The 19,190-nt window shown below is 68.6% G+C and carries 21 protein-coding genes; 6 read left to right on the forward strand and 15 right to left on the reverse strand.

Features of this window, described 5'->3' with window-relative positions:
• Positions 1-10 precede the first annotated feature (10 nt).
• From AB0F43_RS36855 to AB0F43_RS36870, 4 genes are all read left to right on the forward strand, one after another.
• A complete protein-coding gene (locus tag AB0F43_RS36855; protein WP_360488119.1) occupies positions 11-541 on the forward strand; it encodes a YbhB/YbcL family Raf kinase inhibitor-like protein in 531 nt (176 codons plus the stop codon).
• Between the two features lie 358 nt (positions 542-899).
• On the forward strand, positions 900-1,895 hold the full coding sequence (locus tag AB0F43_RS36860) for an ATP-binding cassette domain-containing protein (protein ID WP_360488122.1): 996 nt from the start codon (positions 900-902) through the stop codon (positions 1,893-1,895).
• The gene (locus AB0F43_RS36865; protein WP_360488125.1) at positions 1,892-2,704 is read left to right on the forward strand and encodes an ABC-2 family transporter protein; all 813 of its coding nucleotides are present in this window, start codon (positions 1,892-1,894) and stop codon (positions 2,702-2,704) included. Before AB0F43_RS36860 ends, AB0F43_RS36865 begins: the two co-directional genes overlap by 4 nt.
• Positions 2,701-3,552: an ABC-2 family transporter protein gene (locus AB0F43_RS36870; protein ID WP_360488128.1), complete on the forward strand. Its 852-nt coding sequence runs from the start codon at positions 2,701-2,703 to the stop codon at positions 3,550-3,552. The genes AB0F43_RS36865 and AB0F43_RS36870 overlap by 4 nt, the downstream gene beginning before the upstream one ends.
• Positions 3,553-3,662: 110 nt before the next feature.
• Here the strand turns inward: AB0F43_RS36870 and AB0F43_RS36875 are convergent, their stop codons facing one another.
• Both AB0F43_RS36875 and AB0F43_RS36880 read right to left on the reverse strand, forming a co-directional pair.
• Positions 3,663-5,798: a 3-hydroxyacyl-CoA dehydrogenase NAD-binding domain-containing protein gene (locus tag AB0F43_RS36875; protein ID WP_360488131.1), complete on the reverse strand. Its 2,136-nt coding sequence runs from the start codon at positions 5,796-5,798 to the stop codon at positions 3,663-3,665.
• Positions 5,795-7,015 (reverse strand): acetyl-CoA C-acetyltransferase, encoded by a 1,221-nt coding sequence (locus AB0F43_RS36880; protein ID WP_360488134.1) that lies wholly within the window; start codon positions 7,013-7,015, stop codon positions 5,795-5,797. Before AB0F43_RS36880 ends, AB0F43_RS36875 begins: the two co-directional genes overlap by 4 nt.
• A gap of 62 nt (positions 7,016-7,077) precedes the next feature.
• Between AB0F43_RS36880 and AB0F43_RS36885 the strand changes: the two genes are divergently transcribed.
• Positions 7,078-7,818 carry a MerR family transcriptional regulator gene (locus AB0F43_RS36885; RefSeq protein ID WP_360488137.1) on the forward strand — a complete coding sequence of 247 codons (741 nt, stop codon included), beginning with the start codon at positions 7,078-7,080 and terminating at the stop codon, positions 7,816-7,818.
• Position 7,819: 1 nt separating this feature from the next.
• On the opposite strand, the gene AB0F43_RS36890 is transcribed toward AB0F43_RS36885, so the two are convergent.
• The 11 genes from AB0F43_RS36890 to AB0F43_RS36940 form a co-directional block, all read right to left on the reverse strand.
• The gene (locus tag AB0F43_RS36890; protein ID WP_360488140.1) at positions 7,820-9,046 is read right to left on the reverse strand and encodes a sugar ABC transporter permease; all 1,227 of its coding nucleotides are present in this window, start codon (positions 9,044-9,046) and stop codon (positions 7,820-7,822) included.
• Positions 9,043-9,843, reverse strand: a complete 801-nt coding sequence (locus AB0F43_RS36895) for an ATP-binding cassette domain-containing protein (protein WP_360488143.1) — start codon at positions 9,841-9,843, stop codon at positions 9,043-9,045. Before AB0F43_RS36895 ends, AB0F43_RS36890 begins: the two co-directional genes overlap by 4 nt.
• On the reverse strand, positions 9,843-10,910 hold the full coding sequence (locus tag AB0F43_RS36900) for a sugar ABC transporter substrate-binding protein (protein WP_360488146.1): 1,068 nt from the start codon (positions 10,908-10,910) through the stop codon (positions 9,843-9,845). Before AB0F43_RS36900 ends, AB0F43_RS36895 begins: the two co-directional genes overlap by 1 nt.
• 136 nt (positions 10,911-11,046) lie before the next feature.
• Positions 11,047-11,316 carry an acylphosphatase gene (locus AB0F43_RS36905; protein ID WP_360488148.1) on the reverse strand — a complete coding sequence of 90 codons (270 nt, stop codon included), beginning with the start codon at positions 11,314-11,316 and terminating at the stop codon, positions 11,047-11,049.
• Positions 11,313-11,579: a DUF6510 family protein gene (locus AB0F43_RS36910; RefSeq protein ID WP_360488151.1), complete on the reverse strand. Its 267-nt coding sequence runs from the start codon at positions 11,577-11,579 to the stop codon at positions 11,313-11,315. The genes AB0F43_RS36905 and AB0F43_RS36910 overlap by 4 nt, the downstream gene beginning before the upstream one ends.
• On the reverse strand, positions 11,576-12,328 hold the full coding sequence (locus AB0F43_RS36915; protein WP_360488154.1) for a ferredoxin reductase: 753 nt from the start codon (positions 12,326-12,328) through the stop codon (positions 11,576-11,578). Before AB0F43_RS36915 ends, AB0F43_RS36910 begins: the two co-directional genes overlap by 4 nt.
• Entirely contained in the window at positions 12,298-12,894 is a 597-nt protein-coding gene (locus AB0F43_RS36920) for a sulfite oxidase-like oxidoreductase (RefSeq protein ID WP_360488157.1), read from the reverse strand. Before AB0F43_RS36920 ends, AB0F43_RS36915 begins: the two co-directional genes overlap by 31 nt.
• A 38-nt stretch (positions 12,895-12,932) precedes the next feature.
• Positions 12,933-14,075 (reverse strand): acyl-CoA dehydrogenase family protein, encoded by a 1,143-nt coding sequence (locus tag AB0F43_RS36925; RefSeq protein ID WP_360488160.1) that lies wholly within the window; start codon positions 14,073-14,075, stop codon positions 12,933-12,935.
• 12 nt (positions 14,076-14,087) lie between these two features.
• Positions 14,088-15,209 (reverse strand): CaiB/BaiF CoA-transferase family protein, encoded by a 1,122-nt coding sequence (locus AB0F43_RS36930; RefSeq protein ID WP_360488163.1) that lies wholly within the window; start codon positions 15,207-15,209, stop codon positions 14,088-14,090.
• 34 nt (positions 15,210-15,243) lie between these two features.
• The gene (locus AB0F43_RS36935) at positions 15,244-15,630 is read right to left on the reverse strand and encodes a hypothetical protein (protein WP_360488166.1); all 387 of its coding nucleotides are present in this window, start codon (positions 15,628-15,630) and stop codon (positions 15,244-15,246) included.
• A complete protein-coding gene (locus tag AB0F43_RS36940; RefSeq protein ID WP_360488169.1) occupies positions 15,627-16,340 on the reverse strand; it encodes an NAD(P)H-binding protein in 714 nt (237 codons plus the stop codon). The genes AB0F43_RS36935 and AB0F43_RS36940 overlap by 4 nt, the downstream gene beginning before the upstream one ends.
• Before the next feature lie 98 nt (positions 16,341-16,438).
• Between AB0F43_RS36940 and AB0F43_RS36945 the strand changes: the two genes are divergently transcribed.
• Complete coding sequence (locus AB0F43_RS36945; RefSeq protein ID WP_360488172.1) at positions 16,439-17,632, forward strand: transposase; 1,194 nt, start codon at positions 16,439-16,441, stop codon at positions 17,630-17,632.
• Between the two features lie 60 nt (positions 17,633-17,692).
• Here AB0F43_RS36945 and sigJ read toward each other — a convergent pair whose 3' ends face one another.
• Both sigJ and AB0F43_RS36955 read right to left on the reverse strand, forming a co-directional pair.
• A complete protein-coding gene (gene sigJ / locus AB0F43_RS36950; RefSeq protein WP_360488175.1) occupies positions 17,693-18,622 on the reverse strand; it encodes an RNA polymerase sigma factor SigJ in 930 nt (309 codons plus the stop codon).
• 4 nt (positions 18,623-18,626) lie between these two features.
• Positions 18,627-19,190: a DinB family protein gene (locus AB0F43_RS36955; protein WP_360488178.1), complete on the reverse strand. Its 564-nt coding sequence runs from the start codon at positions 19,188-19,190 to the stop codon at positions 18,627-18,629.

The following is a 19,190-nucleotide window of genomic DNA, read 5'->3' on the forward strand; positions in this document are numbered from 1 at the left end:
AGGATCACAGATGTCCCTCGATCGGCCCGTCGCACCGGACCCGTACGAACTCCTCCCGCAGGCCGGCTCCTTCACCGTCACCAGCACGGATGTCGCCCAGGGTGAGCCGCTGTCGGACGATCACGCCTTCGCCGGCGGGAATACCTCGCCGCAGCTGAGATGGTCCGGGTTCCCGGAGGAGACCAAGGCCTTCGTGGTCACCTGCTTCGACCCGGACGCGCCGATCGTGTCCGGCTTCTGGCACTGGGTCCTGGTCAACCTGCCCGCGACCGTCACCTCGCTGGACACCGGGGCGGGCACCACCGAGCGCCTCGAGAACGGCGCCTTCCACGTCCGCAACGACTTCGGCACCAAGAACTACGGCGGCGCCGCCCCGCCGGCCGGCGACCAAGTCCACCGCTACTACTTCGTCGTACACGCCATCGACGTGGAAGCCCTGGACGTCGACCCCGAAGCCACCCCCGCCGTCGTCGGCTTCAACCTCGCCTTCCACACCCTGGCCCGAGCCATCATCACCCCCACCTACCAGATCGCCGAGTAGTCGCCCCACCGTTCCCGCCCACCCGCGGGCGGTCCCGGGTGGGCGGGAAACGGGTGGACATCGCTTTCCGGGGTGGTTAGCGTTTTGGCTGGCAGCCGCACGTCGGAAGGACCAGAGGAGTGCCTGCACGTCGTCGAGATAGCGGACCCGGTTGATTCTGTCCCAGCCCGCGCGGTCGCGGGTCGGGGCTTGACAGATCACGGAGCCGGGACGGACCGAGAGGTCGTCCGGCCGATCCACTTCGACGGTGTCAGGACGGCTCTCGCGCTGTGCGCGGTGACGCTGCCCGGTCCGTTGGTCAACCGACTCTCGAAAGCGGTGCTCCACTGTGGTTCACGCATCCACTGATCAGCCACCTGTGATCGCGGCACGCGATCTCACCAAGACCTACACGTTCCACCAGCAGCGCGCCGGGCTCGGCGGCGCGATCAAGAGCCTCGTCAAGCGCAGGTACGAGACCAGGCTCGCCGTCGACAAGATCACGTTCGGCATCAACCGCGGCGAGGTCGTCGGCCTGCTCGGTCCGAACGGCGCCGGCAAGACGACGACGCTCAAGATGCTGTCCGGGCTGCTGTACACGACGTCCGGTGAACTGGAGGTCCTCGGCTACACGCCGTCGGACCGCAAGCACGACTACCTGCGCCGGATCGCGCTCGTCATGGGGCAGAAGACCATGCTGTGGTGGGACGTTCCCGCCATGGAGAGCCTTCTGCTGCACAAGGACATGTACGGGCTCTCGACCGCGGAGTTCGACCGCAACGTCACCGAGCTCGCCGAGCTGCTCGAGGTCCAGGACCTGCTGAACGTGCAGGTTCGCAAGACCTCGCTCGGTGAACGGATGAAGCTCGAACTGCTGGCCGCGCTCGTCCACGGCCCGGAGATCCTGTTCCTGGACGAGCCGACCATCGGCCTCGACGTGATCGCCAAGGCGCGGGTCCGGACCTTCCTCGCGGAGGTCAACCGGGCGCGCGGTACGACGATCCTCGTCACCAGCCACGACATGGACGACATCGAGGCGCTCTGCTCGCGGGTGATGATCATCGACCACGGCCGGATCCAGTACGACGGCGGCCTCGACGACCTCGTCCGCGCGACCCGGCCCCGCAAGCTGGTGCAGGCGACGTACGCGACGAACGTCGACGCCGGCCGGCTCGCGGCTCTCGACGGTGTCACCGCCGTCGAGCACTCCGACCTGAGGGTCAAGCTCGAGGTGGACCGCGAGCGCGCCGGACACGTGCTGGAGCAGCTTACGCGGATCGGCCCGCTCGTCGACCTCGATGTCGCGGACGCCGACATCGAGGAGATCATGCGCGACCTGTTCCAGCGCCGCAGCACGTTGGGAGACCCGTCATGAGCACGATTCTGCGCAACTTCCGCGTGCTGCGACGGATGGTCGCGGCCGAGATCGCCCAGCAGTCCATCTACCGCGGCGCGTGGATCATCTTCATGGCGGCCAACATCTGCGTGCCGATCATCTCGTTGCTCATCTGGCGTACGGCGATCGCGAACGGTGCCCGGCTCCCGATCGACGAGCGCTACGTCACGACGTACTTCGTGCTGCTGAGCTTCGTCACGATGGCCACCTCGTCGTGGCTGACCGGCTTCCTCGCGAACGACATCCGGCTCGGCAAGCTGTCCAGCTGGATGGTGCGGCCGGTGTCGTTGCTGGTGGGCTTCGTCGCCAACAACCTGTCGGAGAAGTTCCTCAAGCTGTTCGCCCTGGTGCCGATGATCGGCGTCCTGTGGTGGATCTTCCGCGACTCGATGAGCATCCCGGCCGGGCCGGGCCGCTGGGCGCTGTTCGCGGTCAGCATCGTGCTAGGGGCGATCCTGGTGTTCACGATCGACATCCTGATCGCGTCCCTCGCGTTCTGGATGGACGACGTCACCGCGCTCGCCCAGGCCCGGCTGATCATCGCGAGTGTGCTGTCCGGTTCCGTCGTACCGCTGGCGCTGATGCCGGACTGGTCGCGCGGGTTCATCGACAACCAGCCGTTCCGGTTCACCGTGTCGTTCCCGGTCGAGATCGTCGCCAGCAGTCTGTCCGGCGCGGAACTCCTGGCCGGCTTGGGGATCCAGCTCGCCTACGTGGTCCTCTTCGGCGTACTCGCCCGGCTCGTCTGGTCGGTCGGGATCCGCGCGTACTCGGCGGTGGGCGCATGAGTGCCATCCGTACGTACGCCGACGAACGACGTCCGCTCGACCGCAACTGGTTGCACAAGCAGCGGCGGCACCTCCGGCTGTGGCGCCGGTTCGTCGCGCAGGCGGTCGTCCGCGAGACGCACTACCGGGCACACTTCCTGACCACGCTGCTGGTAGGGCTCGTGCAGCTCGGGCTCGGGATCGTGCCGATCCTGCTGCTGTTCGGGTACGCCAATGAGGTGCGCGGCTGGTCACGCGCCGAAGTGATCGCGCTGGTCGGGATGTACCAGATCGTCAGCGGGCTGATGGCCACGTTCGTCGCGCCGAACCTGAACCGGATGACGACGTACATCACCGAGGGCGAGCTCGACGCGATCCTGCTGCGACCGGTGTCGAGCCAGTTCTACCTGACTCTGCGCTGGATCAACGTCGCGGAGCTGAGCAACGTCGCCAGCGGCATCGTGGTGCTGATCCTCGGCCTGGTCCAGGCCGGCATCCGTCCGAACCCGCTCGAGATCCTGCAGGCGCTCGTCCTTGCGACAACCGGCCTGCTGCTCCTCGTCTGCGTGTGGTCCGCGATGTCCTTCCTCGCCTTCTGGCTCCAGTCGGTGAACCCGATCGGCTTCGTCTTCCTCAACCTGACCGAAGCCGGCCGCTATCCGCTGGCGTTCTTCCCCACGGCAGTCCGCGCCTTCCTCACCTTCGCCTTCCCAGTAGCCTTCGCCACCACCTTCCCGATCCGAGCACTAGCAGGCGACCTCCCCTGGCCCCCACTCGCCGCCGGCCTCGGCCTGGCCTTCGTAGCAGTCCTCCTCGTCCGCCTCCTCTGGCACCGAGGCCTCCACTCCTACGCAAGCGCCTCCAGCTAAAGCTCTGCGCCTCCGCGAGCGTCTGGGGTGCGCACACCGTCTGGTGGGCTTGAACAGGAAATGGCTGGTCGCAGCCCACCAGTTCCTGTTCAAGCCCCCCGGCCCGGTGGTCAGTTGAAGGTTTCGCCGGACTCTGCTTTGTGGAGGAGCAGCGCTGGTGGCTCGAAGCGGGCGCCGTACGACGACGCCAGTTCACGCGAGCGGCGGACGAACTCCGGCAGTCCGTAGGCGTTGATGTACTGGAGAGCGCCACCGTGCAGCGGCGGGAAGCCGATGCCGAAGATCGAGCCGATGTTGGCATCGGCGACGGAGCGTAGTACTCCCTCGTCCAAGCACTTGACCGTCTCCAGCGACATCGCGAACGTCATCCGCTCCTGCAGATCGATCAGCGGTACGGCGCCGCCGCGCGGGAAGTGCTCCCACAGGCCGCGCCACAGCCGCTTCGGCCCGTCAGCCGGGTAGTCGTAGAAGCCGGCCCCGGCCGCCTTGCCCCGGCGGTCGAACTCGTTCACGAGGCGGTCCGTCACCGCCATCCCCGGGTGGTCGTCGAACGCACCCGCGCTGTCCCCCGCCGCCTTGGCCGCGTCCCGGATCTTCTGCGGCAACGTGAGCGTGACCTCGTCGAGCATCGCCAGTGGCGGCGCCGGGAAGCCCATCTGCGTCGCCGCCCGCTCGATCGTCACCGGATCGACGCCCTCGGCAACCATCGCGGCGCCCTCCATGACCAGGGTGCCGAAGACGCGCGAGGTGAAGAAGCCACGGCTGTCGTTGACCACGATCGGCGTCTTCTTGATCTGCCGGACCACGTCGTACGCCTTGGCGATGGTCCGCTCCGAGGTCTTCTCCCCCACGATCAGCTCGACCAGCTGCATCCGCTCCACCGGCGAGAAGAAGTGCATCCCGAGGAAGTCGTCCGGCCGGTCGATACCGTCGGCGAGTGACGTGATCGGCAGCGTCGACGTGTTCGAGCAGAGCAGCGCGTCCGGCTCGGCCACGCCGGCGATCTCGGCGAAGACCTTCTGCTTGAGCTCCTCGCTCTCGAACACGGCCTCGATCGCCAGGTCACAGCCGGCCAAGTCGTTCGGATCCGCGGTCGGGGTGATCCGGCTGAGGAACTCCTCCACCTGCTGCGCGGTGGTCCGACCCTTCCGCACCTGCTTCGCGAGCAACTTCTCCGAGTACGACTTCCCGCGCGAGGCCGCCTCCAGCGAGACGTCCTTCAGCACCACCTCGATACCGGCCTTGGCGCACACGTACGCGATCCCGGCGCCCATCATGCCCGCGCCGAGTACGCCGACCTTGCGCGCGGTGTACTTCGGTACGCCGCCCGGGCGCGAAGCGCCGGCGTTGATCGCCTGCAGGTCGAAGAAGAACGCCTGGATCATGTTCTTCGCGATCTGCCCGGTCGCCAGTGACACGAAGTACCGCGATTCGATCCGCGAGGCGGTGTCGAAGTCGACCTGGCTGCCCTCGACCGCCGCGCTCATGATCGCCCGCGGCGCCGGGTACGGCGCGCCCTTCAGCTGCTTGCGCAGGTTCGCCGGGAAGGCCGGCAGGAACGCAGCCAGCTTCGGCGAGGACGGCGTACCGCCGGGGATCTTGTAACCGTCGCGATCCCAGGGCTGCTTGGCGTCCCCGTCGTACGACGCGATCCACCGGTACGCCGCAGCGAGCAAGTCGTCGGCCGGGACGACCTGGTCGACAATGCCGACGGATCGAGCGTGAGCGGGCTTCATCCGCTGGCCCTCGAGCAGAACCTTCATCAGCGCGTCCTGCAGGCCGAGCATCCGGACGGTGCGGGTCACACCACCACCGCCCGGGAGCAGGCCGAGGGTCACCTCGGGGACGCCGAGCTCGATCCGGTTGTCGTCGGCAACGATTCGGTGATGGCAGGCCAGCGCGATCTCGAGTCCACCGCCCAAGGCGCTGCCGTTGATCGCGGCAACCACCGGAACTCCCAGCGTTTCCAGGGCTCTGAGCTGACGCTTGACCTCTTCGAGTGTCTCGAAGACCTCGGCGGCGTGCTCGGGCTGGATCTGTGACAGCATCTGCAGGTTGCCGCCGGCGAAGAACGTCGGCTTGGCGCTGGTGATGACGACGCCTTTCAGCGAGTCCTTCTCCGCTCGCAGCCGCTCGACGGTCTCACCCATCGCCGCGATGTAGGCCTCGTTCATCGTGTTCGCCGAGGCCGAGGGGTCGTCCATCGTCAGCGTGACGACACCTTCGGCGTTGTTGCAGGAGATCATGCCGCGAGCCTCTCGATGATCGTCGCGACGCCCATCCCGCCGCCGACGCACAGGGTGGCCAGTCCGTACCGGAGCTCACGCCGCTCCAGCTCGTCCAGCAGGGTTCCGATCAGCATGGCGCCGGTGGCGCCGAGGGGGTGGCCGAGCGCGATCGCCCCGCCGTTCACGTTCACCTTCTCGTGCGGTACGCCGAGATCCTTCATGAAGTGCAGCACCGCGGCCGCGAACGCCTCGTTCATCTCGAACAGGTCGATGTCGCTCACCTCGAGACCGGCCTTGGCCAGCGCCTTGCGGGCGGCCGGCGCCGGGCCGGTGAGCATGATCGTCGGGTCGGCGCCGCTGACACCCGTCGCGACCACCCGGCCGCGGGGAGCCTGACCGAGCGCCTCACCGGTCTTCTCGTTGCCGATGGCAACCAGAGCTGCGCCGTCGACGATCCCGGACGAGTTGCCGGCGTGGTGGACGTGCTCGATCCGCTCGACCGTCAGGTACTTCTCCAGCGCGACCGCGTCGAAACCACCGTGCTCCCCGATCGCCGCGAACGACGGCGGCAGTCCGGCCAGCGTGTCGACCGTGGTACCAGGCCGGAGCAGTTGGTCGTGGTCGAGGATCTGCAGACCGTTGCGGTCGTTGACCGGGACGACGGATCGGGCGAAGTAACCGTTCGCCCAGGCCTTGGCGGCGCGCGCGTGCGACTCGGCGGCGTACGCGTCGACGTCGGTCCGGGAGAAGCCGTCGAGGGTTGCGATCAGGTCGGCGCTGATCCCTTGCGGGATGAAGTTCGTCTGGAGGGCGGTCTCGGGGTCCATCGCCCAGGCGCCGCCGTCGGAGGCCATCGGCACGCGTGACATCGACTCCACCCCGCCGGCCAGGATGAAGTCCTCCCAGCCGGACCGGACCCGCTGGGCCGCCTGGTTCACCGCCTCCAGGCCGGAGGCGCAGAAGCGGTTGAGCTGGACGCCGCCCGTCGTCTCCGGGTACCCGGCGGCGAGGACCGCCGTACGGGCGATGTCCATGCCCTGGTCGCCGATCGGCGTGACGACACCGAGGACCACGTCGTCGATCGTGGCCGGATCGAGGCCGGGATGCCGGTGGCGCAACTCGTGCAGCAGACCGGTGATCAGCTGGATCGGCTTGACCTCGTACAGCGCGCCGGTCGGCTTGCCCTTGCCCCGCGGCGTGCGGATCGCGTCGTACAGGAAGGCGTCACTGGTCATACAGCCGATTGTGACAGTTGTAGTGTCACGATGGTCAAGTGGGGCTGGTTATGATCTCCGCCATGTCGGAAGTCGCGGGGGACGAGGCGACCCTCACCGTCGACGAGTTGTCGGCGCGGGTCGGTATGACAGTGCGGACGTTGCGGTTCTATGCCGGGCGAGGGCTGATTCCGCCGCCGATCCGGCGCGGGCGCGTCGGGTACTACGGACCGGAGCACATCGCACGGCTCGACCTGGTGCGGGAGCTGCAGGCGCACGGGTTCACGCTGTCGGCGATCGAGGGGTACCTGGACCGGATCCCGGCCGACGCGACGCCGCAGGACATCGCGCTGCACCGCACGCTGCTGACGCCGTGGATGCGGGATCTGCCGGAGACGCTGGACCGGGCCACGCTGGTACGTCGTACCGGCCGCGAGCTGACCGATGACGACATCGAGATGCTGGTCGCGCTCGGGGTGGTCGAGCCGACGCCGGACGAGGACGTGTTCCAGGTCGCGACCGCGCATCTGAGCCTCGGCGTCGAGCTCCTCGACCTGGATCTACCGGTCGAGGCGGTGCTCGACGCCGGCCGGATCTTCACCGAGCACGGCCGCGCGATCGCCGAGGAGCTCACCGAGGTCTTCCGCACCAAGGTCTGGCCGCACTACCGCGACTCCGGCGGCCCGCCCGAGCACATCCAGCAGCTGGTCGAACGCTTCAAGCCGGTGACGATCCAAGGCCTGGTCCTCGCCTACGAACGAGCCGTAGGCGAGACCCAGCGAGACACCATCCGCCGCACCGGCACCAAACCACCCCGCCGGTAGCTCAGGCACGGCCGTGGGATGTTCGGGTACGGCGGGCCAGGGAGTCGACGCCCACTGCCAGCAGGAGGACCACGCCGGTGACGAAGAAGCGGTAGGAGGAGTCGAGGCTGAGCAGGGTCAGGCCACTGGAGATGGATTGGATCACCAGGACGCCTAGGACAGCGGCGAAGGCGGTGCCTCGGCCGCCGAACAACGACGTACCACCGATGACTGCCGCGGCTATGGCGTTGAGGTTGACGTCACCGCCGCCGCTGGCCTGGTTCGCGGCGGCGAGACGGGCGGCGCCGAGGACTCCACCGAAGGCGGCCAGCGTCGTGCAAATGGCGAAGGTCGAGGTGTAGACCAGGCGGACGTTGATGCCGGCGCGGCGGGCGGCTTCGACGTTCCCGCCGACCGCGTAGACCGCCTTGCCCCACTTCGTGGAGGTCAGGCAGTAGTGCAGGACCAGCGCGAGGGCGACGAAGAGGACGAACATCCAGCCGACCCCCCGCGTCCGGTTCAGGAACCAGACCGCGAAGCCCAGCCCCACCGCGAGTACGCCGCTGCGCACCAGCAGGAACCGGTTCGACCGCGCGGACAACTGCGCCGTACGACGTTTGCGCGCATGCAGGAAGCCGACAGCAAAGAGCGACGCCGAGGCGAGCAGGACAAACGTGTAGGACAGCCAGGCGGGGACGAACGCCAGCTGGGCGAACTTCACCAGGCCGGAATCGAACGGCAGGTTCACCGAGCCGATCGAGCCGAGCGCCTTCAGCTGCAACCCGAGGAAGGACAGCAACCCGGCCAGGGTGATCACGAAGGTCGGGATCCCGACCCGGTTGAAGATCTCTGCGTACAGCAGCCCGATCGCGCAGCCGGTCACCAGCGCGAGCAGCACCGCCGCCCAGGCCGGCCACCCCTCCTTGACGAAGAGGATCGCCATCAGCGCCGCGGACAGACCGCTGATCGACCCGACCGACAGATCGATCTGGCCGACCAGCAGCACACAGACGATGCCGAGGGCAATGATCCCGACCGGGACGCACTCCATCAGCAGGTTCACCAGGTTGGTGCTGGACAGGAAGATCGGGTTCAGGATCTGCAGCACCACGCAGATCACCAGCAGCCCGGCGGCCACCGGGAGCACCCCGAGCTCACCGGCCCGGACCCGGTCCACCAGGGCCGTCACCGACCCGCGCAGGCCGGCCGCCTGCCGGAGCCGCTCGTCGGTCAGATCGGCTGCGGTCACCGCTGCACTCCTTCGTTCGGGCTGCTGCCGGTTCCGATGGCGTCCTGCACCCGGCCGGCACGTTGCGTCACGACGTTGTCCACGGCACCCGTGATCGCGGCGACGATCTCCTCCGACGACGTACTCCGCGCGTCGAACACGCCGTTGTTCCGGCCAAGACGCAGTACGACGACCTGATCGGCCACCGCCCGTACGTCGGCCATGTTGTGGCTGATCATGATCACGCCGTGGCCGTTCTCGCGCAGCCGGTCGATCAGGTTCAGCACCTCGGCGGTCTGCGCCACGCCGAGGGCGGCGGTCGGCTCGTCCAGGATGATGATCTTCGGATCGCCGAGCAGCGACCGCGCGATCGCCACGGTCTGGCGCTGCCCACCGGACAACGCCGCCACCGGCAACCGGACGGCCGGCAGCTTGGCGGACAACTGCCGCAGCAACTCCCAGGACCTCACCTCCATCGCGACATCGTCGAGTCGGTACGGTCCGAGTTCCTGGCCGAGGAAGAGATTCTCGATCACGTTGAGGTTCTCGCACAGCGCGAGGTCCTGGAACACGGTCGCGATACCCAGCTTGTGCGCTGCCGCCGGGCCGGGGATCGTCACCTCCCGGCCCTCGAACGTGATCGTGCCCGCATCCGGCGCGTGCACGCCGGACAGCACCTTGACCAGCGTGGACTTGCCCGCGCCGTTGTCGCCGACGATCGCGACCACCTGACCGGCGTCCACGGTGAGGTCGACGTCGGTCAGGGCGGCGACGGCACCGAAGTTCTTGCTGATGCCGTTCAGACGCAGCGTTTCCATCAGCTCAGGCCCAGCTCCGCGCAGTCGGCCTTGTACTCCGCCGTACAGATATCGGCGATCTTCACCGCGAACCCGGGCTCCTTGAGGATCTCGGCGATGTTCTCCCGGGTCACGACGGTCGGCGTGAACAGCTCCGACGGCGTGTCGAACAGGGTCGTCTTGCCCTCCGGCTTGTTGCCCTGGGCAAACTCGTGGGCGACCACGGCGGCGGCGTCCGCGACGATCTTGATCGGCTTCGAGATGGTGTTGTACTGATCGCCGGAGATGACCCGCTGCAGGGCGGCCAGCTCGGCGTCGTTGCCGGTGACCGGCGGGACCTTGGCGCCGGCCGCCTTGAAGGCCGCGATGGTGGCGCCGCCGGTGCCGTCGTTCGCGGCGACCACACCGGCGATCTGGTTCGGGAACCGGGTGATCTGTCCGCTGACCCATTCCTGCGCCTTCGGCGGCTGCCAGCCCGGCGTGTCGAACTCGGCGAGCAGCTTGTAGCCGCTCGGGTCGACCGCGCTGTGGATGCCCTTCTTGATCAGGCCGGCCGCGGCGTCGGTGGGTGAACCGTTGACCTGCAGGATGCCGCCGGTCGCCTTGGTCTGCTTGAGGTGGTCGACCAGCGACTGGGCGATCAGCTGGCCGATCTTCTCGTTGTCGAACGAGATGTAGTAGTCGGCCTTCTTGTCCGGGATCGGCCGGTCGTACGCGATCACGGGGACGCCCTGGCTCTGCGCGGTCTGCACGATCGAGGCGGCCGCCGCGGAGTCGACCGGGTCGATCACGATCGCCTTCACGCCCTGGGCGAGCATCGAGTTGGCCTGCTGCTGTTGTTTGGCCGGGTCGGCGGCGGCGTTCTGGTACAGCACCGTGCAGCCCGAGCACAGCTCCTTCATCTTCGCCGTGAACAGCGGTGCGTCGAACAGCTCGTACCGGGTCGAGGCGATGTCCGGCATCAGGAAGGCGATCTTCGCGTCCGAGCTACCGCCTCCCGTGCCGCCCGCGCCGCCCTCGTCCGCGCCGCATGCCGCCGACGCCAGCGCCACCAGCCCAGCGACCGCCACCACACCGAACCGCCTCATCTGACCACACCTCTCAGCCGATCCTGTTAACTTCGCATCAGATCGTGTTACAAAACCGCAGGTGTGTGCGCGCTGTCAAGATCCAGGCACGTAAAGAAGCCCCGAGTCAGCTAGCTGACCCGGGTCCGGAAGGTGGTCAGAGGCCGATGACGAAGCCGGTCAGACCGCTGGGCGGCTCGTCGGTGACGTCGACCCGCTCGACCCGGGCGTACGGCGGCCCGTGCCCGACCCAGTCCAGCATCCGCTGGACGGCGTCCTCGGGTCCCTCGAAGAGCGCTTCGACGGTGCCGTCCGGCCGGTTCCGAACCCAGCCGTTGATCCCGGCCCGCCGTGCTTCCCGGCGGCAACTGTCGCGGAAGAACACGCCCTGGACGAGTCCGTGGACGACGACCCGGCGGCAGATCACTCGTTCGGCAGCTTCAGGTAGGTGAGGCCGCGCAGGTCCAGGTACGTGTCGCTCGGGGTGGTGACGACGCGCAGGAGTACGCCGTCGCACCCGGTGCACCGGGCGACCAGGCCAGGTGCGTTCACGTACAACCGCGTGTCGGCGAAGACACCGGTCTGGCCGCAGCCGGCGCAGCGGGCGATCGCGGCGGTGATGTCCACCGCGAACAACTCGCTGAGAGCACCGGCCGCCGCATTGCCGTCGAGGTGAGTGTTTTCACTCATCGCGGGCCTCCTGTCGGTCCAAAACGCTCGGTTCTCACTCGGGCCGGGTCATGTCCGGCGGCGACGAGCAGGTCCGCCACCGTCTCCACGAACGGCGTCGGCCCGCACACGTACGTCGTCGGCGCGTCCGCCGGCGTGAACCCGAACTGCTCGATCAGGCCGGCGTCGATCCGTCCGACCCGCGGCTCCCCCGCCGGCGCCTCCCGCGTGTAGACGAGACGTACGTCGACGTGGTCCGCCGCGGCCAGCGTCTTCAAGTCGTTCACGTAGATCACCGAGACGGGCCGCCGTACCGAATAGATCAGGCGCACCGGCACCGTACTCGCCGCGGCCGAGTGAGCGCGCAGCATGGCCATCAGCGGGACGATCCCCGATCCCCCGCCGATCAACTGCACCGGCTCGTCCTGCTCCGGCTTCCAGACGAACCACCCACCGACCGGCCCACGGATCTCCAACGGATCGCCGGCCTTCACCACGTCGACCAGGTACGGCGAGACTTCGCCATCCGGCACCTGCTCGACAGTCAGCTCGATCGTGTCACCGGACCACGCGGACGCGATCGAGTACGACCGGGAGGCCCGGTACCCGTCCGGTGCGGTCAGCCGGACGTCCAGGTGCTGACCCGCCAGGTGACCGGGCCACTCCGGTACCTCGAGCACCAACGTCCGGGCGGTCGCGGTCTCCCGTCGTACGTCGGCCACCGTGGCAACCTGCCAGCTCAGTCGCCGGCGTATCGCTGTTCTTTCCATGGATCTCCGTACCCGTGGTAGCCGGCGGTCTCCCAGAAGCCGAGGTCCTCGGTGTCGGACAGGACCAGCCCGCGGACCCACTTGGCGCTCTTCCAGAAGTACAGGTGCGGCACGAGCAGCCTGGCCGGGCCGCCGTGCTCGGGGTCCAGCGGCTCGCCGTCGTACTCGTACGCGATCCAGGCCTGGCCGTCGAGTAGGTCCTCCAACGGCAGGTTGGTGGTGTAGCCGCCGTAGCTGTGCGCGAGCGCGAAGTCGGCCCCGGTCTCGACGTCGGCGAGCAGGGCGTCGAGCGAGACGCCCTTCCAGGAGGTCTCGAGCTTCGACCACCTGGTCACGCAGTGGATGTCCTTGGTGATCTCCTCGGCCGGCATCCCCATCAGACCGGCCCAGTCCCACCGGTGCACCTCACCCGTCTCCGTGGTGACGGTGAACTCCCAGTGCTCGGTCCGGATGTGCGGAGTAGGCCCGGCGGACAGCACCGGAAAGTCCTGCGTCAGGTACTGCCCCGGCGGAACCTCCGACCCACCCCGCCGACGCCCGGTGAACCCCGGCGACACGATTCCCATGACGACCTCCCTCTCTGGGGCAGTCAACCACGGACAGCTCAGATTCCCATCGTGCGCCCGATGATTTCCTTCATGATCTCGGTGGTGCCGCCGTAGATGGTTTGGATGCGGGTGTCGAGGTAGGCCTTGGCGATCGGGTACTCGGTCATGAAGCCGTAGCCGCCGTACAGCTGCAGGCAGCGGTCGACGACCTTCTTCTGCAGCTCGGTGGTCCACCACTTGGCCATCGCGGCCTCGGCGACCGACAGGGTGCCGGCGTTCAGCTCCTGGATGCAGCGGTCGACGAAGACGCGGGCGATCTGCGTCTCGGTGGCCAGCTCGGCGAGCACGAAGCGGCTGTTCTGGAACGAGCCGATCGGTCGGCCGAACGCCTTCCGCTCCTTGACGTACTCCAGCGTTCCGGCCAGCAGGTTCTCGCAGGCGGCGGCCGCGACGACGGCGATGGCGAGGCGTTCCTGCGGCAGCTTCTCCATCAGGTGGACGAAGCCCTTGCCCTCCTCCCCGAGCAGGTTCTCCACCGGCACCCGCACGTTGTCGAAGAACAGTTCCGCGGTGTCCTGCGCCTTGAGCCCGATCTTGTCCAGGTTGCGACCGCGCTCGAAGCCCGGCATGCCGCGCTCCACCACCAGCAGCGAGATGCCCTGCGCGCCCGCGGCCGGGTCCGTCTTCGCGACGACGATGACCAGGTCCGCGAGGATGCCGTTGGAGATGAACGTCTTCTGACCGTTCAGCACGTAGTGGGCGCCGTCCCGGCGGGCCGTGGTCCGGATGCCCTGCAGATCGCTCCCGGCGCCGGGCTCGGTCATCGCGATCGCGGTGATGGTCTCGCCGGAGCAGAAGCCGGGCAGCCAGCGTGCCTTCTGCTCGTCGGTCGCATAGTCGAGCAGGTACGCCGAGGTGATGTCGGTGTGGATCGCGAACCCGACGCCGCTCGCCCGGGCCCGGGTCAGCTCCTCGATCACCACCGCGTTGAACCGGAAGTCCCGGACGCCACCGCCGCCGTACTCGGCCGGCATCATGAAGCCGAGCAGACCCGCCTGACCGGCCGCGGTCCAGACCTCGCGCGGGACGATGCCGGCCTCCTCCCAGGCGTCGTGGTGCGGCACGATCTCCTTGTCACAGAACGCCCGCGCGGTGTCCCGGAAGGCGTCGTGATCGGCGTCGAAGAGCTGACGTTCCACGGGCGGTACCTCTCAGTTCTGTACGGCGGCGCCGGAGTTCAGCAGGGCGTCGATGTCGGAGATGCCCCAGTCGGCGAGGGCCTCGCGAGTGTGTTCGCCGGCCCGTGCGGGCGAGCGGCCGAGGCTGGTCGGCGTACGGGAGAAGCGTGGCGCGGGTGCGGCCTGGCGGACGCCGTCCTTGTCCACAAAGGTGCCGCGGGCAACAAGATGCGGGTGCTCACCGGCGAGCGGGAGGACCGGCGCGACGCAGGCGTCCGTGCCGTCGAACACGTCCATCCACTCGGCCTGGGTGCGCTGGAGGAAGGTTTCCGTCAGCACCTTGCGGAGCTCGGGCCAGTTCGCCAGGTCGCCGCGGTCCGGTGCGGTGATGCCGAGCTTGGCGATCAGCTCGTCGTAGAACGGCTGCTCCAACGCGCCGACCGCGACGTGCTTTCCGTCCGCCGTCTCGTACACGTCGTAGAAGGGCGCGCCGGTGTCGAGCAGGTTCGTGCCGCGTTCCTGCGTCCAGGTCCCCGCGGCGAGCGCGCCGAGCATCATCGTCGTCAGGTGTGCGGAACCGTCGACAACCGCCGCGTCGACAATCTGCCCACGGCCGCTGCGCTGTGCCTCGTGCAGCGCGGCCAGTACGCCGACGACCAGGTACAACGAGCCGCCGGCGAAATCGCCGAGCAGGTTGGCCGGTACCTGCGGCGGACCACCCGCCCGGCCGATGAGATGCAGCGCACCGGACAACGCGATGTAGTCGATGTCGTGTCCGGCGGTCTGCGCGAGCGGGCCGTCCTGACCCCAGCCGGTCATGCGGCCGTACACCAGCTTCGGGTTGATCGCCTGCAGGTCGTCTGGTCCCAGACCGAGCCGCTCGGCGACACCCGGCCGGAACCCCTCGACCAGTACGTCGGCCTGCGCAGCCAAACGACGTACGACGTCGATCGCCGCCGGGTGCTTCAGGTCCAGGGCCGCACTGCGTCGACCGCGGTTGACCAGGTCGAGCTCCGCCGGGCCGAGGGACGGGCCGCCGCCGGGCCGGTCGATCCGCAGCACCTCGGCGCCGAGCTCGGCCAGCATCATGCAGGCGAACGGCCCCGGACCGATCCCCGCCAGCTCGACGACCTTCACCCCCTGGAGTGGACCCATGCCGATCATTGTGACAGCTTTACTGTCACAGTCGTCAAGTCATCCTCCGTGCGGCGGCCAGCGCGCTCAGCGGCACGAGCACGCTCAGCGTGGTGACGACGGCCAGCAGGGAGGACCAGCCCGGCGAGTCCCCCTCGAGGTGGCCGAGATGGAAGACGAGGTGCGGCACGGCGAACGCGAGGTAGGCAAGCAGTGCGACGACCGTGAGCAGCCGGTCGAAGCGGACCGCCGCCGCGATGAGCACGATCGCCAAGCCGAGCGTCGCGCCCCCGAAGTCGCGGAACAGGTGCTCGCCGTACGGCGGCGTCCAGTCGACCGTCGGCAGTTCGTAGAACGACGCCGGGAAGAACGTCAGCCACACCCCGAGGACAAGCTGGTACGCCGCGAAGATCACCAGGACGGACCGCACATACCCCCTCATCCGAGGTACTCCGCAAAGGTGATCGTGCCGTACGTCGGCCCGTCGACGAGCGCGGCCCCGCCGGCATAGGCACGGAAGGTCTTACCCGGGACGCGCAGCGGCATGATCGGGCGCCGGGAGCGCCGCGCCGCCGCCCATTCGCGGGCAAGCTCCGGCAGCCGCCGCCGCTCCGGACCACCGATGTCGGGCGCGCGCCCGTTGGCCGGCGCCTGCTCGACGAGCTCGCTCAGCCGTACGGCGACATCCTCGACGGCGATCGGCTGGAGCGTGACCGACGGGGCAAGGATGGCCGGAAGCCTCAGGCTGAAGATCCGGTCCAGCAGGTTGTGGAACTGAGTCGCCCGCAGGATCGTGTACGGCGTCCCGGACTCCGCGACCAGCCGCTCGACCTCGAGCTTGGACCGGTAGTACGGCAGCGGGATCCGGTCGATGCCCACGATCGACATGACCACAACATGAGCCACCGGCACTCTGAGCAGGTTGCGAGCCTGCTGCACGTCCCGCCGGCCGAGGCCGGTCGCGAGGTGGACGATCGTGTGGGCGCCGTCGACGGCCGCGTCGATGCCGCGGCCGGTGGTCAGGTCCCCGGTGATCAGGCCTGGCCCGGTCCTGCGACTGAGGACGCGAACCTCATGGCCGGCCGCGCGGAGGTGATCGACAGTAGGCCGGCCGAGAGTGCCGGTGCCGCCGGTGACGAGGATGGTAGACATCAGATTGGTCGCGGGCTACCCCATTCGTTCAGGTCGGGAGGGGAGGAATCGCGACTGCCCCCCTTCGGAGATCGGGACTGTCGGTCCTGGCTGTTTGGATGGTTTCCGTGTCCCGGTTCCGGATGTACCCGACTCCAACGCAGCAGGTTGCGATGCTGCAGGAGTGCGCGCACGCCCGGTACGTGTGGAACCTGGCCCTTGAGCAGTGGTCGATGTGGACGCCCGACGAAGGCCCAGTACCTGGGTACGTGAACCAAGCACGGCAACTGACCGAGGCGCGGGCCGTGTTCGGCTGGCTGCGGGCCGGGTCGCAGACCGTCCAACAGCAAGCGCTGCGGGACTTCGACCAGGCTGTCAGGAACTTTTACGCCGGCACCCACCGGCGCCCGACCTGGCGCAAGGCCGGGCGGCACGAAGGCTTCCGCATCGTCGGCCCGCCAGTGTCCCGGATCACGCAGCTGAACCGGAAGTGGGCCAAGGTCAACGTACCGAAGGTGGGCTGGGTCCGGTTCCGGCTGTCCCGACCTGTTCCCGACGCAAAGTCGTACCGCATCACCCGTGATCGGAGGGGGCGCTGGCACCTCGCGTTCGCCGCGATCCCGGCACCCCGTACCGGTGAGGTCGTTGGCGTGGACCGCGGCGTCGCCGTATCGGCCGCCCTGTCCACCGGCGAACTCCTGTCCTGCCCAGGTCTCTCCGACCGCGAACAGGTCCGACTGAAGCAGCTGCAACGCCGGCTGGCCCGGTGTCGCCGCGGCTCCAAGCGGTGTCAGCGGATGCAGGCCGCGATCGCCAAGTTGCACGCCCGAGTCGGCGATAGGCGCAAGGACTGGGTGGAGAAGACCAGCACCGACCTCGCCCGTCGCTTCGATGTGATCCGGGTGGAGGACCTGCGCATCGCGCAGATGACCCGGCGGCCCAAGCCCAAACCCGACCCCGACCGACCAGGGAAGTACCTGCCGAACCGTCGCCTCGCCAAGGCGGGACTGAACCGGGGCATCCTGGCCAACGGCTGGGGGCTGCTCGTCCGGCGCCTGGAACACAAGGCCCGGGGGCGGGTAGAGAAGATCAACGCTGCGTACACGTCGCAGACCTGCAGCGTCTGCGGGCACTGCGCACCGGGCAACCGCGAGAGCCAAGCGGTCTTCCGGTGCGTAGCCTGCGGGCATCGGGCGCCCGCGGACCTGAACGCGGCAGTGAACATCGCGGCCCGACGGGCCGTCAGCGCACGCCGAGAGACGCCACCACGGGTCTCCCCGAAGCGTGAACCCCAACACGCTACCTCCGCGTAGTAGTAGTTGGAATCCCCCTTCACGGGCGGGGAGGACGTCAACTGGTGTCCTTTCGTTCGTTCACCAGGTCAGATCCGGTAGCCCTCCGATTCGTGACAACTGCCCGACCGCGAAAGTGAGCTTGTCCGGATTCATCACGAACTCCAGGTCGATCACGCCGCGGTCGTCGTACTCGACGAAGCAGACGGCCGCCACGCCTTCGGGGCTGACGGCAACGAGTGCCGGCCTGCCGTTCGCCTCGGCGAAGTGCGGCTCGATCCCGGCGCCGAAGCGTGCCAGTGCGCCGACCAGGTACCGCGCGACGCGCTCGCGGCCGGCGATCGCGTTGCGGGCCGCGACCACCTTGCCGCCGCCGTCGGCACGCGCCACGACGTCCTCGGCGAGCAGCGCCTCCAATTCGCCGATCTCACCGAGCTTGGCCGCCGCGATGAATCGCTCGACCAGCCGTCGCCACTCCCCCGGATCGACCCGGCGCTCACGCCGCGGCTCGGCGGCGACCCGCTTGGCCGCGCGGGACGCCAGTTGCCGGGCGTTGGCCTCGGACGTGCCGATCAGTTCGGCGACCTCGCGATGGCTGTAGGCGAAGGCTTCGCGGAGCACGTACGCCGCTCGCTCGGCCGGGCTGAGCCGTTCGAGCAGGAGCAGCAACGCGAACGACACCGACTCCCGCTCGCCGACCAGCTCCAGTGGCCCGAGCTCGTCGAAGGCTCGGCCGGTGAGCACCGGTTCCGGCAGCCACTCCCCGACGTACGTCTCCCGCCGGGCCCGGGCCGAGGTGAGCTGCTTGATCGACAGGTTGGTGACCACTTTCGCCAGGAATGCGCCCGGGTCCTTCACCGACTGCTGGTCGACGCCCTGCCACCGCAGCCACGCCTCCTGGACAATCTCATCGGCATCACTCGCCGTGCCGAGTATCCGGTAGGCGATCCCGAACAACCGCCCGCGCACCCGCTGGAAGGCCGCCAGTCCGTCGACGTCGGTGGTCCTCACCCGGTCAGTCTGTCAGGAAGGCCTGCGCGGCCCGTTGGATCTTGGTGTAGAACTCGGTCCAGCCGGCCTCGTCCATCATGTCGGCGTCGGCGCCGCCCTGGCCGTCGATGAGCTCGCGCAGGATGTCGGCGTGGCCGGCGTGGTGGGCGGTCTCGTCGACGACCCGGACCAGCAGCGCGCCGAACGTCGTACCGCGCTTTCCTTCGGCCCAGTGCGGAACCTCGGCCGGGGTGTCCAGGGGCAACTCGGCGATGCTGCGGTCGCTGTGGGCGCAGGCCTGCCGGTAGAGGTCGGTGATGTACTCCGTGCTCTCGGACGGCAGGGCCCACATGTCGGCGCCCTCCCAGACGCTGCCGTCCTCTTCCCAGGGCAGCGGCTTCTCCGGCGGCCGGCCGACGCTCGTCCCGAGGTAGACGTACTCGACCCCGGTGAGGTGCTTGACCAGGCCGAGCAGGTTCGTCCCGGAGGGCACGAGTGGACGCCGGCGGTCAAATTCACTCAAGCCCTCCAGCTTCGCCAGCATCAGCGCGCGGGTGGCCTGGAGGTATTGCTGCAGCTCAGCCTTCAT

This window comes from Kribbella sp. NPDC023972 (genome assembly GCF_040639075.1).
GTDB lineage: Bacteria > Actinomycetota > Actinomycetes > Propionibacteriales > Kribbellaceae > Kribbella.